The sequence below is a fragment of the Pseudomonas sp. GM79 genome (assembly GCF_000282495.1).
GTDB lineage: Bacteria > Pseudomonadota > Gammaproteobacteria > Pseudomonadales > Pseudomonadaceae > Aquipseudomonas.
Window position 1 is genome coordinate 88,157 of the sequence record NZ_AKJE01000004.1, and the last position, 12,201, is coordinate 100,357.

The window sequence follows — 12,201 nt, forward strand, 5'->3', positions numbered from 1 at the left end:
TTTTTTGAGGGGGACCCCTCTATCCGGGCATAGTCGGCCGGTTTTTGCGTTGATGGCGGACTGTAGGAGCTGCCGAAGGCTGCGATCTTTTGATCTTGAAAATCAACGTCATAAGATCGCAGCCTTCGGCAGCTCCTACGCAAAGCGGTGTCAGGCGGGCGTTTTGGGTGAAGTGAATTCCGTTTCACGTTGCTTGAATGAGCGCATGGCTCACGCCGCATACCGGGTCCGACTAAAAAACAGCGCAGCCCCGAGGGCGATAGCATTGGTTGAAACGATGCCCAGATCGAAGCCTGCGATGAAAGGCGGCAGCATCAAAATACTCGAAAACCCCAGAGCGACCAGCGCAATGCCCAGCCATTTTCTGAGGCCATAGGATTTCAGATAGAAGAACAACAGCAGGAACACTGCATAAGCCACGGCGTACAGGCCATATTCGTTCATGGTCTCACCCGCCTTGAGTCTTGATGATCATGGACGATGCTGAGTGCTGAGGGCCTATGCCGCCGCTGACCTGTGCATCCAGGCTGACGATGACATCGCCGGCGTGATAAGTCGGCAATGTGCTCAGCGTGAACTCGCGGACTGCCCATCCCACCGGGATGGCCGCAGCGGGCATGAATTTACCTGCCGCTGCGGCGAAAACACCACTGGTGAGGTTGGCGATACTTGTTCGTTGGGCATTGAGTAAATCCCCCTGTAGCCGGGTCAGGGGTTTGGAGATCCCGACCATCATTTGGCAAGGCAAATCCTTGGCGAGCATTTTGTCGTAGAGCTCCACCACCAGATTGCTCACTTCATAGTGGGCGGCTTTCGCTTCACCAAAATGCAGTGTTCTGAGGCCACCCCGTTCACTGGCTGACAGAGTGAAGCGCGATACGTTGAAGACAATTCCATGGTCGCCGGAAAACTGATCCCTTTCAAACTTCAATGCTCGCATCCTTATCGAGTCTGGAAAGGCAGGGAGTTTCTCTTAGCTCCTGGGCTTTCGCAAATGCAAAATCAAAAGCAGATGACACCGCCCTGCTGTGTGCGGGCTTGCTCGCGAAGGCTGCCTGACAACCGGCCAATCTGTTAATGGGTGTTTAAGAAATTAGTCTTGGCCATAGAGCTTTCCCACGCATTTTTCAGGTTGCCGGGTAGGAAGCAGTGCCTCTAATCTTTTGGCTGTCACTGAAAACTCAGTGATCGGGAGTGAGATCCCGGCTAAACGATTGGAAACCCACGCGAGCCACTCCATAATTGCCGTCAGCTTATCCGCTGCCAGCAAATGCGTTATGGCGGCTGTGTGCGGGCAGACCTCGGTCTGGCCGGGTTCCTTTTGCCGGTAATCTCACACCGCACATAGCTGCCACCTCTTCGCCGAGTGAGATCGGAAATTGATGGCTCCAATTTCAAAAGGAAAATTGCATGGATAAGTTAATCCCGGACCCACCCTTCAACACCACCACCCCCAACGCCGAAGCTTCGCGCACCGAAGAATTACTCAAAGACCGCGAAGCCATAAAACGCGCCCTCGATTACTACCTCGATCCACCCGCCCCATACGCCCCGACACCCCGTCGTCCCAGCACGATGTATATGATCGCCCCCAACATGGATACCGAAAGCCTGTTGGCACAAGCCTGCGAGTCATTGGCCTCGGCCAGTGTCCTGGCCAGCGATTTCGCCACCCACCTGATCGGCCCGCAGCGCAATACAGTGTTGGCGATTCAACAGATCATCATGCTGGCGGAGTTGGCGGTGAATCGGGCGTTGGATAACGTAGATCTGGCGTAGACCCTCCGCAAACAATGTGGAAGCGGGTTTGCTCGCGAAGACGGCGGTACATCCAACATCGCAGTGACTGACACACCGCTTTCGCGGGCAAGCCCGCTCCCACAGGATTTGTGCTGATTTGAAGTTGGCGCATGACCTTGTGAGAGCGGCGGTGCGACGATTCGACTTGCCCGCGATTGACGGCAGGTCAATCAACACAAGGCCTGACGGACAAACTCCATTTCTTCAGGGCACAAAAAAACCGGCGATCACTTATTGATCGCCGGTTTTCGTTCAACCCTTACCAATCACTGCATCAACACTTCAATCGCCCCGTCCGCCGTCATGCTGACCTGGCTGGTGCCGGCTTCAACTTCCGGCGTCACCGGCGCTGAATCCATGCCGGCCGCGGCTTTCATCATCATCGGCCCGCGCATGTACGGCTGTGGATAACCGTTGCTGTTGAGGTTCAGGTTGACGATTTTGTAGCTCTTGCCGCCCAGGGCGTCGGTGGCCAGTTGGGCGCGGGACTTGAAGGCGGTCACGGCTTCCTTGAGCAGGGCGTCTTCGCTGGCCTTGCGGGTTGGGGTGGCGATGGCGAAGTCCATGCCGCCCATTTTCAGGTCGGTGAGCAGTTCACCGGTGAGTTTGGAGAGGGCGGCGAAATCCGAGCTTTCCAGGCGCAGTTCGGCGCGTTCACGCCAACCGATGATTTTCTGGCCTTTGGTGTCGTAGATCGGGTAGCTGTTGCGGCTGCCCTGGCGCAGGGTGATGTCTTTGACTTCTTTAGCCTGTGCCAGCGCCTTGTTCATGGTGGTGCTGACGTCGGCGGCGAGTTTGGCCGGGTCGCTGTTTTGCTCTTCGGTGTAGAGGGTCACGATCATCAGGTCGCGGGCCACTTCCTGGCTGACTTCGGCGCGCAGGGAGATCTGGTTGTAATGCAGTTCGTCGACGGCCAGGGCTGGAAGGCTGGCGACGGTGCCAACGCTTAAGGCAAGAAGGGCGGCGCTGCGGCGCAATGTGTGCATGAAAAGCTCCTTGGACGATGCGCAGGGGTTAAGGTCCGAACCTGCGTGAAACCATCAGACTCTAGCTTCAATGGTCCGGTTCGCACAGTTACAACTTCTATACAGATAATCAGCAGGTGGCTGCTTCGCAGCCAATCGCGGGCAAGCCACGCTCCCACAGGGGAACGCATTCCAATGTGGGAGCGTGGCTTGCCCGCGAAGGCGTCCTTATAGACGCAGCAATTCTTTCTGCCATGTGGTCGTTTGCCGCACTTTCGCCTCTCAGGCCCGCGGCTTGGTTATACTCCGTGCGATCCGCCTGGAGCGCTCATCAGGAGAGCTCATGCTCGCCCCCGTTCAAATCACTTCCGCCACTCGCCAGAACCTCTGGCGGCTTACGTTCATCCGCACGTTGGTGCTGGCCGCTCAGGCCGGTTCTGTGGGGCTGGCCTACTGGTTCGACCTGTTGCCGTTGCCGTGGGTGCAACTGGCAATGACCCTGGGTTGCTCGATGTTGCTGTGCGCGTTCACGGCGGTTCGTCTGCGCACGTCGTGGCCGGTGACCGAGCTCGAATACGCCGTGCAACTGGCCTGCGACCTGTTTATCCACAGTGCCTTGCTGTACTTCTCCGGCGGCTCGACCAACCCGTTCGTCTCTTATTACCTGGTGCCACTGACCATCGCCGCCGTGACGCTGCCATGGCGCTATTCGGTGATTCTGTCGGGTATCGCCCTGGCGCTGTATACGTTGCTGCTGGCGCAGTTCTACCCGCTGGAAACGTTCCCGATCGCCCGGGAAAACCTGCAGATCTACGGCATGTGGCTGAGCTTTGCCCTGGCGGCGGCGGTGATCACGTTCTTCGCCGCCCGCATGGCCGAAGAGCTGCGTCGTCAGGAAGAATTGCGCGCCATTCGTCGCGAAGAAGGCCTGCGCGATCAGCAATTACTGGCCGTCGCGACCCAGGCGGCGGGTGCCGCCCATGAGCTGGGCACACCGCTGGCGACCATGAGCGTGCTGCTCAAGGAAATGCGCCAGGATCATCCAGACCCGCTGTTGCAGGACGATTTGAGCGTGCTGCAGGATCAGGTCAAACTTTGCAAAGAGACCTTGCAGCAGTTGGTGCGGGCGGCGGAAGCCAATCGTCGCTTGGCGGTGGAGATGCAAGACGTCACCGACTGGCTCGACGAAGCCCTGAACCGTTGGCACCTGATGCGCCCGGAAGCCAGTTATCGCTTCCAGCGCCTGGGCCAGGGGACCGTGCCGCGCATGGCGCCGCCGCCGGATTTGACTCAGGCGCTGCTGAATTTGCTGAACAACGCCGCCGATGCGTGCCCCGAAGGCTTGCAAGTGACGCTGGACTGGAATGCCGAGGACTTGACCATCAGCATTCGCGACCATGGCGCCGGTGTGCCATTGGCTATTGCCGAGCAGATTGGCAAACCGTTTTTTACCACCAAGGGCAAAGGTTTCGGCCTGGGCCTGTTTTTGAGCAAGGCCAGCGTGACACGCGCCGGCGGCTCAGTGAAACTCTACAGTCATGAGGAAGGTGGCACGCTTACCGAGCTGCGCCTGCCCCGTGTCGCCCGAGGAGACGAACATGAGTGACGAGATCCAAGTCGAAGGCGAAGAACTGCCGCATTTGCTGCTGGTAGACGACGACGCAACCTTCACCCGCGTGATGGCTCGCGCCATGGCTCGCCGTGGTTTTCGCGTGACTACCGCAGGGTCCGCCGAAGAAGGCCTGACCATCGCCCAGGCCGACATACCGGATTACGCCGCCCTGGATCTGAAAATGGACGGCGATTCGGGCTTGGTGTTGTTGCCCAAACTGCTGGAACTCGACCCGGAAATGCGCGTGGTGATCCTCACCGGTTACTCGAGCATTGCCACCGCCGTCGAGGCGATCAAGCGTGGCGCCTGCAATTACTTGTGCAAACCGGCGGACGCCGATGACGTGCTGGCCGCGTTGCTCTCCGAGCACGCCGACCTCGACACCCTGGTGCCGGAAAACCCGATGTCTGTGGATCGCCTCCAGTGGGAGCACATCCAGCGCGTATTGACCGAGCACGAAGGCAACATCTCCGCTACCGCCCGCGCCTTGGGCATGCACCGCCGCACGCTGCAGCGCAAACTGCAGAAGCGTCCAGTCCGTCGCTGAACCGGCGCTGAACAATTGTTGTCACACCTCGTTACAAGCCGGGCCGATCATTTATGATCGGCTCGTGTGTGTTCTTTTCTTTATCGAGCCTTATCCATGAATCAGAACGCTGAATATTGCGCGGTCAATGATGCTGTGCGCGGGCAGTTTTTTCGCAAAGTCTGGGCGATGACCACGCCTTACTGGCGCAGTGAAGAGAAGGGCAAGGCCTGGACGTTGTTGATCGCGGTGATCGCGCTGTCATTGTTCAGCGTGGCGATTTCAGTGTGGCTCAACAGTTGGTACAAGGATTTCTATAACGCCCTGCAAAAGAAGGACGAAGCGGCCTTCTGGCATTTGATCCTGTATTTCTGCGGCATCGCGGCCGTGGCAATTCTCGCTGCGGTGTATCAGCTCTACCTGACCCAGATGCTGACCATTCGTTGGCGGGCCTGGCTCACCGAGAAACACTTCACCCGTTGGTTGAGCAACAAGAACTACTATCAGCTGGAGCAGGGCGGTTACACCGATAACCCGGACCAGCGCATTTCCGAAGACCTCAATAAATTCACCACCAACACCTTGCTCCTGGGCCTTGGTTTGATCCGCACCGTCGTCAGCCTGGTGTCGTTCTCGATTATTCTGTGGGGCGTCTCAGGCAGCATCGAAGTGTTTGGCTATACGATTCCCGGCTACATGTTCTGGTGTGCACTGGTTTACGCCATCGTCGGCAGCTGGCTCACGCATTTGATCGGACGTCGCCTGATCGGCCTCAACAACAACCAGCAACGTTTCGAAGCCGATTTGCGTTTCTCCATGGTACGAGTCCGCGAGAATGCCGAAAGCATTGCGTTGTACAACGGAGAACCCAATGAGAACCGCCGTCTGAGCAGCCGCTTCAGCATGGTCTGGCACAACTTCTGGGACATCATGAAAGTGTCCAAGCGCCTGACCTTTTTCACTTCCGGTTATGGCCAGATCGCAATCATCTTCCCGTTCATGGTCGCTGCACCTCGTTACTTTGCCGGCAAGATCGAGCTGGGTGAGCTGATGCAAATCAACTCGGCGTTCGGCAACGTTCAGGAAAACTTCAGCTGGTTCATCAGTGCATACCAGGGCCTTGCCGAGTGGCGTGCCACTTGCGATCGTCTATTGAGTTTCCATCAAGCCATGACCGATAACGAGCAGCGTGCGCCGGCCATCGATGTGCAGAATCAGGGCACAACGTTGAAGGTGCAAAACCTTGGCCTTGACCTCGCTGACGGTCGTCACCTGCTGACCAACGCCGACATGACGGTGGAGGAGGGTGAGCGCGTCATGCTCAGCGGTCGTTCCGGCAGCGGCAAATCAACGTTGCTGCGGGCGATGGGGCATCTTTGGCCGGCTGGCCACGGCAGCATCCGTCTGCCCACGGGGCGGTATCTGTTCCTGCCGCAAAAACCCTATCTGCCGATTGGCACCCTGCGCGAGGTGCTGAGTTATCCACAGCCGGGCGACACCTACCCGCATGAGCGTTACGTCCACGTTCTGGAAACCTGCCGCTTGCCACACCTGATTACGCGTCTGGATGAAGCCAATCACTGGCAGCGCATGCTCTCGCCAGGCGAACAGCAACGGTTGGCCTTCGCCCGTGCGCTGCTGTATGCGCCGCAATGGCTGTACATGGACGAAGCCACTTCGGCGATGGACGAAGAGGATGAAGCGTCGCTGTATCAGGCATTGATTGATGAGTTGCCTGGACTGAGCATCGTCAGCGTTGGCCATCGCAGCAGCCTGAAGCGTTTCCATCCACGGCATGTGCGTATCGAGAGTGGCCATTTGGTGGATCAGGCCGTGACCGCCTGAACACCGCAATCCCCTTGTGGGAGCGGGCTTGCTCGCGAAAGCGGTCTGACATCCAACATTGAGGTGTCTGACACACCGCCTTCGCGAGCAAGCCCGCTCCCACAGGGGATAGTGGATGCCGACGGTGATCGTACAACCGCGTTGAGCTATGATGCGGATTCAGCCGCTTTTTCGAGAAAGACGTTCACCATGGAAAACCCGATCGACGCACCTCGCCTCCCTCGCAAGCGCCGCAGCCTCGCTCAGGAACTGGTGACGGTGCTGTCCGAGCAGATCCGCGACGGTCACCTCAAGCGTGGCGACAAGTTGCCCACCGAGTCGGCGATCATGGATGCCCATGGCGTCAGTCGCACCGTGGTGCGCGAAGCGATTTCCCGTTTGCAGGCGGCGGGGCAAGTGGAAACCCGTCACGGCATCGGCACCTTCGTACTCGATACCCCGAGCCCGAGCGGTTTCCGTATTGATCCGGCCACTGTGGTGACCTTGCGCGATGTGTTGGCGATTCTGGAGTTGCGCATCAGCCTGGAAGTGGAATCCGCCGGCCTTGCCGCGCAACGTCGCACTCCTGAGCAGTTGGCGTTGATGCGAGCGGCGCTGGATGCGCTGAATGAGAGCGTCTCCCACGCCAGCGATGCGGTGGCTTCGGACTTCCAGTTCCATCTGCAAATTGCCCTGGCCACCGGCAACCGCTACTTCACCGACATCATGACCCACCTGGGCACCAGCATCATTCCACGCACGCGCCTGAACTCCGCGCGCCTGGCCCATGACGACCAACAGCACTACATGAGTCGTCTGAGTCGTGAGCACGAAGAGATTTATGACGCAATTGCCCGCCAGGATTCCGATGCGGCACGCGCGGCGATGCGTTTGCACCTGACGAATAGCCGCGAGCGGTTGCGCCAGGCGCATGAAGAGGCGCAGGCGCAACGGGGATAGGTTTGCAGGTTAAGTGATTTGCTGCCTGATAGATCGCTTTCGCGAGCAAGCCCGCTCCCACACTTGATCCCGGTTGTTCACAAGAAATGCGTTCACCGAAGATCCAATGTGGGAGCGGGCTTGCTCGCGAAAGAGCCGGCGGCCATCTCGCAGTAGCTTCAGCCAGTCCTCAAAATCGAACGATCCACCCTCACTGCCAACCCGGCAGCCCCAGGTTTGGCATCGAAAACCGCATGCCCGCGTTCATCCACAACCGCCCGGGCAACCGGCACGCCCTTCGACAACAACTCCAACGGCGCACCTTTCAGCGACTGGCCAGAAGCCAGTTCCAGTTTCAATTTGATAGTCATCAGTGATCTCCTTATCAGGCATTGGCTGCTGAATTCAGCACGCCAGTTGGTTGGTAGTCCTTGAGCAGCAGATACGTGCTCCAGCCCCACCAGTCGTCCACGGTGGCGGTGTCGTTCAAGTTGTTGACGTCCTTGCGCCGCAATACCTTGTTGCCCTCGACCTTGAACAGTGGCGAGAAATTGCCGGCCGGGTTCAGAACCGCTTGCAGGTCGGGCAGCCTTTTCAACGCAGCAAAGCTGCCGGCCGATGGAGCAGTGCCACTGAGGTACGCCGCAAACACTTCATCCGCAGACACCTGAACCGCTTGATTCACCTGGGCGCGATTGGCGCTGTCGATTGCGTCGAAGTAGCGCTTGTCGCCGTAGGCGTGCCAGCGATCGCCGTTGCCATTGCTCACGTTGAGGCCGAACTTGCTGTCTTCATCGTGCATGAAGCGGGTAATCAACGAGCCGAGATCACTGGGCGTGACCACTGCCGCCAACTGTTTGCGCGGTACTCGCAGGTGACCGGCGGAAAACAGGTCGGTCAGAGAGTGATCGGCAAAAGCGTTCATCGCATAGGCCAGCTCCAGCTGCTTCTCATCGCCGCTGTTATGGGCCGCGACTGCTTGTTGCAGGGCTGCTGTGTGCCCGGCGATATACGCCAGCAACGCCCATTCGCCAAAGTGGTCAGCATTGTTGGCGGCCAGTTTCAGATAACGCCCCAAAGGGAATAGCGCCGAAACGAAACTGCCGCCACCGGTGATCTTGTTCCACTCTTCCGACAACGTATCACCTAGGGCGTCATAAGCCTCATGAGGCTGTTTTCCGTCCCTGATCGCTTGATTGATGGCGGCGATTTCTTTCTGCATGACACCGAGGATCAACTTCGCCTCGGCGTTTGAGGCCGGCAGTACCGCCAGGGAGTTGAAGGCGTTGGTAAAGCGCTGGATTCGTTCGGCGGGTGTCGCGCCTTCGTTGATCGGTTGATCGGGAATTCCATAGAAATCCCCTCCCAGCGCGATGACCTGGCCATAGGTCAGCGCCAGCCCGTTGGGTAAATGCAGCTCTACCTGTGAGGCTGGAATAGCGGGGGCGTCCTTGATGAAGCGCAACAAGGTGCTGTCGCCAATAGCGGTGTGTTCAGCCCCCTCGAACCTCAGTTGCGGCGCACCTTTCAGCGTTTTTTTCGGTGAGGTGGGTTGCTGGTTTTTGTGAGTGTGAGTGCTGCCCGCGAGCAGCTTCAAAGTTTCGCCATCGCCAGAAATGGCGATGCCGTGCTCGGTAAAAAGATCATCCAGATCGGCGATGATCTGTCGGGTGTTTTCCTTCGGTTGTGCGTGTAGACCTGACATTTCTAGCTCCTTGATATGTCGTAGGTAGATTCAAATTTAACTGTATGTATATACAGTTATTTGGATCATAGATTAGAAATTTCCTACGTCAAGGAATTACTTTTTCCTACGCCAATTTTGCGGCTCGCGATGAAATGCAGTTGACGGTTGTATTTTAAGTTGTACGATGACCTACAACTTCGGCGAAGGCTGAACGGTTTTCTCACACAACGTTGCTACCCAGGGTGTTCGAATAATGAATCCACAAGAACTGAAGTCCATCCTCTCTTCCGGCCTGCTGTCGTTCCCGGTCACCGACTTCAATGCTCAGGGCGATTTCCATCGCGCGGGCTACATCAAGCGTCTCGAATGGCTGGCCCCATACGGCGCCTCGGCATTGTTCGCCGCGGGCGGCACCGGTGAGTTCTTCTCTCTGGCGGCCAGCGAATATTCGGAAATCATCAAGACTGCCGTCGACACTTGCGCTACCAGCGTGCCGATCCTTGCCGGCGTAGGCGGCGCCACCCGCCAGGCCATCGAATACGCACAGGAAGCCGAGCGTCTGGGCGCCAAAGGCTTGTTGCTGCTGCCGCACTACCTGACCGAAGCCAGCCAGGACGGCGTTGCCGCCCACGTTGAAGCGGTGTGCAAATCGGTAAAAATCGGCGTGGTGGTTTACAACCGCAACGTCTGCCGCCTGACCGCGCCACTGCTGGAGCGCCTGGCCGAACGCTGCCCGAACCTGATCGGTTACAAGGATGGTCTGGGCGATATCGAGTTGATGGTGTCGATCCGTCGCCGCCTCGGCGATCGCTTCAGCTACCTGGGCGGTTTGCCGACCGCCGAAGTCTACGCCGCGGCCTACAAGGCGCTGGGCGTGCCGGTTTACTCCTCGGCGGTGTTCAACTTCATCCCGAAAACCGCGATGGATTTCTACCATGCGATCGCTCGCGAAGATCACGCCACCGTCGGCAAGATCATCGACGACTTCTTCCTGCCGTACCTGGACATCCGTAACCGCAAAGCTGGCTACGCGGTGAGCATCGTCAAGGCCGGGGCAAAAATTGCAGGCTATGACGCAGGTCCTGTGCGTGCGCCGCTGACCGATCTGACGGGCGAAGAGTACGAAATGCTCGCCGCGCTGATCGACAAGCAAGGTGCGCAATAACACTCGATAAAACCAAGGCCGCTGAGCAATCAGCGGCTTCTTGCGTGAGGAGATCTTCAAGTGGCAGATGCAAAGCGTTTCGATAACTACATCAACGGCGAATGGGTGGCGGGCAGTGATTACTGCGCCAACATCAACCCGTCCGAGCTGACCGATACCATCGGCGAATACGCCAAGGCTGATCTGGCTCAGGTCCACGCCGCCATCGACGCCGCTCGCGCCGCGTTCCCGGCCTGGTCCACTTCCGGCATCCAGGCTCGCCACGATTCACTGGATAAAGTCGGCACTGAGATCCTCGCCCGCCGCGAAGAACTCGGCACGTTGCTGGCCCGGGAAGAGGGCAAGACCCTGCCCGAAGCCATCGGCGAAGTGACCCGCGCCGGTAACATCTTCAAGTTCTTCGCTGGTGAATGCCTGCGCCTGTCCGGCGACTATTTGCCGTCGGTGCGTCCGGGCGTCAACGTCGAGGTGACCCGCGAAGCGTTGGGTGTGGTCGGCCTGATCACCCCGTGGAACTTCCCGATTGCGATCCCAGCGTGGAAAATCGCTCCGGCCCTGGCCTACGGCAACTGCGTTGTCCTGAAACCAGCGGATCTGGTGCCGGGCTGCGCCTGGGCCCTAGCGGAAATCATCTCCCGCGCAGGCTTCCCCGCCGGCGTGTTCAACCTGGTGATGGGCAGCGGTCGAGTGGTTGGCGATGCGCTGGTGCAGAGCCCGAAAGTCGACGGCATCAGCTTCACCGGCTCCGTCGGTGTCGGTCGGCAGATCGCCGTCAGCTGCGTGTCGCGCCAAGCGAAAGTGCAGCTGGAAATGGGCGGCAAGAACCCGCAGATCATTCTCGATGACGCCGACCTCAAGCAAGCGGTCGAGCTGTCGGTACAGAGCGCGTTCTACTCCACCGGGCAGCGTTGCACCGCGTCGAGCCGCTTCATCGTCACCGCCGGGATTCACGACAAATTCGTCGAAGCCATGGCCGAGCGCATGAAGTCGATCAAGGTCGGTCACGCGCTGAAAACCGGCACTGATATCGGTCCGGTCGTCTCGCAGGCTCAGCTTGAACAGGACATGAAGTACATCGACATCGGCCAGTCCGAAGGTGCACGCCTGGTCAGTGGCGGTGGTCTGGTGACGTGCGACACCGAAGGCTACTTCCTCGCGCCGACGCTGTTTGCCGACAGCACAGCGGCGATGCGCATCAGCCGCGAAGAGATCTTCGGCCCGGTGGCCAATATCGTTCGCGTCGCCGATTACGAGGCAGCGCTGGCCATGGCCAACGACACCGAGTTCGGCCTGTCAGCGGGTATCGCCACCACGTCGCTGAAGTACGCCAACCACTTCAAGCGCCACTCCCAGGCCGGGATGGTGATGGTCAACCTGCCGACCGCCGGCGTGGATTACCACGTTCCGTTTGGTGGGCGTAAAGGTTCATCCTATGGCTCACGTGAGCAAGGTCGCTATGCACAAGAGTTCTACACGGTCGTGAAGACCAGCTACATCGGCTCCTGACAGGAAACACCGCGGTATCGGCATCGATACCGCAACCCTCGCGGGATTGTGGGACTGTAGGAGCTGTCGAGTGAAACGAGGCTGCGATCTTTTGATCTTAAAAACAAAGATCGCAGCCTCGTTTCACTCGACAGCTCCTACAGCCCTACAGCCCTACGGCCCTACAGGGAACACACC

Annotated in this window: 12 protein-coding genes; 7 read left to right on the forward strand and 5 right to left on the reverse strand. The window is 58.6% G+C overall.

What is annotated here, in order from left to right; translation table 11 throughout:
* Positions 1-210: 210 nt before the first annotated feature.
* Together PMI36_RS28095 and PMI36_RS28090 are read right to left on the reverse strand one after the other, a co-directional pair.
* Positions 211-444 (reverse strand): hypothetical protein, encoded by a 234-nt coding sequence (locus tag PMI36_RS28095; protein ID WP_008067281.1) that lies wholly within the window; start codon positions 442-444, stop codon positions 211-213.
* A 4-nt stretch (positions 445-448) separates the two neighbouring features.
* Positions 449-931, reverse strand: a complete 483-nt coding sequence (locus PMI36_RS28090; protein WP_008067287.1) for a hypothetical protein — start codon at positions 929-931, stop codon at positions 449-451.
* A gap of 479 nt (positions 932-1,410) precedes the next feature.
* On the opposite strand from PMI36_RS28090, the gene PMI36_RS28085 reads away from it, so the two are divergent.
* Entirely contained in the window at positions 1,411-1,779 is a 369-nt protein-coding gene (locus tag PMI36_RS28085) for a DUF6124 family protein (protein ID WP_008067289.1), read from the forward strand.
* A gap of 287 nt (positions 1,780-2,066) precedes the next feature.
* On the opposite strand, the gene PMI36_RS28080 is transcribed toward PMI36_RS28085, so the two are convergent.
* The gene (locus tag PMI36_RS28080) at positions 2,067-2,786 is read right to left on the reverse strand and encodes an SIMPL domain-containing protein (protein WP_008067290.1); all 720 of its coding nucleotides are present in this window, start codon (positions 2,784-2,786) and stop codon (positions 2,067-2,069) included.
* A 322-nt stretch (positions 2,787-3,108) separates the two neighbouring features.
* Here PMI36_RS28080 and PMI36_RS28075 point away from each other — a divergent pair, with 322 nt between their 5' ends.
* The 4 genes from PMI36_RS28075 to PMI36_RS28060 all read left to right on the forward strand — a co-directional run bounded on the left by PMI36_RS28075 (position 3,109) and on the right by PMI36_RS28060 (position 7,687).
* Positions 3,109-4,371 carry an ATP-binding protein gene (locus tag PMI36_RS28075; RefSeq protein ID WP_008067291.1) on the forward strand — a complete coding sequence of 421 codons (1,263 nt, stop codon included), beginning with the start codon at positions 3,109-3,111 and terminating at the stop codon, positions 4,369-4,371.
* A complete protein-coding gene (locus PMI36_RS28070; protein WP_008067292.1) occupies positions 4,364-4,924 on the forward strand; it encodes a response regulator transcription factor in 561 nt (186 codons plus the stop codon). Before PMI36_RS28075 ends, PMI36_RS28070 begins: the two co-directional genes overlap by 8 nt.
* Positions 4,925-5,020: 96 nt before the next feature.
* Positions 5,021-6,748, forward strand: coding sequence for an ABC transporter ATP-binding protein/permease (locus PMI36_RS28065; RefSeq protein ID WP_008067293.1), 1,728 nt, complete (start codon positions 5,021-5,023; stop codon positions 6,746-6,748).
* 189 nt (positions 6,749-6,937) lie between these two features.
* On the forward strand, positions 6,938-7,687 hold the full coding sequence (locus tag PMI36_RS28060; protein ID WP_008067294.1) for a FadR/GntR family transcriptional regulator: 750 nt from the start codon (positions 6,938-6,940) through the stop codon (positions 7,685-7,687).
* Between the two features lie 158 nt (positions 7,688-7,845).
* Here PMI36_RS28060 and PMI36_RS28055 read toward each other — a convergent pair whose 3' ends face one another.
* Positions 7,846-8,037 carry a hypothetical protein gene (locus PMI36_RS28055; protein WP_008067295.1) on the reverse strand — a complete coding sequence of 64 codons (192 nt, stop codon included), beginning with the start codon at positions 8,035-8,037 and terminating at the stop codon, positions 7,846-7,848.
* Between the two features lie 14 nt (positions 8,038-8,051).
* Positions 8,052-9,371 carry a hypothetical protein gene (locus PMI36_RS28050; protein WP_008067296.1) on the reverse strand — a complete coding sequence of 440 codons (1,320 nt, stop codon included), beginning with the start codon at positions 9,369-9,371 and terminating at the stop codon, positions 8,052-8,054.
* Positions 9,372-9,606: 235 nt separating this feature from the next.
* Here PMI36_RS28050 and kdgD point away from each other — a divergent pair, with 235 nt between their 5' ends.
* On the forward strand, positions 9,607-10,518 hold the full coding sequence (kdgD, locus tag PMI36_RS28045) for a 5-dehydro-4-deoxyglucarate dehydratase (protein ID WP_008015297.1): 912 nt from the start codon (positions 9,607-9,609) through the stop codon (positions 10,516-10,518).
* A 60-nt stretch (positions 10,519-10,578) separates the two neighbouring features.
* Entirely contained in the window at positions 10,579-12,024 is a 1,446-nt protein-coding gene (locus PMI36_RS28040) for an aldehyde dehydrogenase family protein (protein ID WP_008067297.1), read from the forward strand.
* Positions 12,025-12,201 lie beyond the last annotated feature (177 nt).

Coding starts and splice junctions, on each gene's coding strand:
- PMI36_RS28095 (WP_008067281.1), bottom strand. CDS start 444: ATGAACGAATATGGCCTGTACGCCGTGGCTTATGCAGTGTTCCTGCTG.
- PMI36_RS28085 (WP_008067289.1), top strand. CDS start 1,411: ATGGATAAGTTAATCCCGGACCCACCCTTCAACACCACCACCCCCAAC.
- PMI36_RS28080 (WP_008067290.1), bottom strand. CDS start 2,786: ATGCACACATTGCGCCGCAGCGCCGCCCTTCTTGCCTTAAGCGTTGGC.
- PMI36_RS28075 (WP_008067291.1), top strand. CDS start 3,109: ATGCTCGCCCCCGTTCAAATCACTTCCGCCACTCGCCAGAACCTCTGG.
- PMI36_RS28070 (WP_008067292.1), top strand. CDS start 4,364: ATGAGTGACGAGATCCAAGTCGAAGGCGAAGAACTGCCGCATTTGCTG.
- PMI36_RS28065 (WP_008067293.1), top strand. CDS start 5,021: ATGAATCAGAACGCTGAATATTGCGCGGTCAATGATGCTGTGCGCGGG.
- PMI36_RS28060 (WP_008067294.1), top strand. CDS start 6,938: ATGGAAAACCCGATCGACGCACCTCGCCTCCCTCGCAAGCGCCGCAGC.
- PMI36_RS28055 (WP_008067295.1), bottom strand. CDS start 8,037: ATGACTATCAAATTGAAACTGGAACTGGCTTCTGGCCAGTCGCTGAAA.
- PMI36_RS28050 (WP_008067296.1), bottom strand. CDS start 9,371: ATGTCAGGTCTACACGCACAACCGAAGGAAAACACCCGACAGATCATC.
- kdgD (WP_008015297.1), top strand. CDS start 9,607: ATGAATCCACAAGAACTGAAGTCCATCCTCTCTTCCGGCCTGCTGTCG.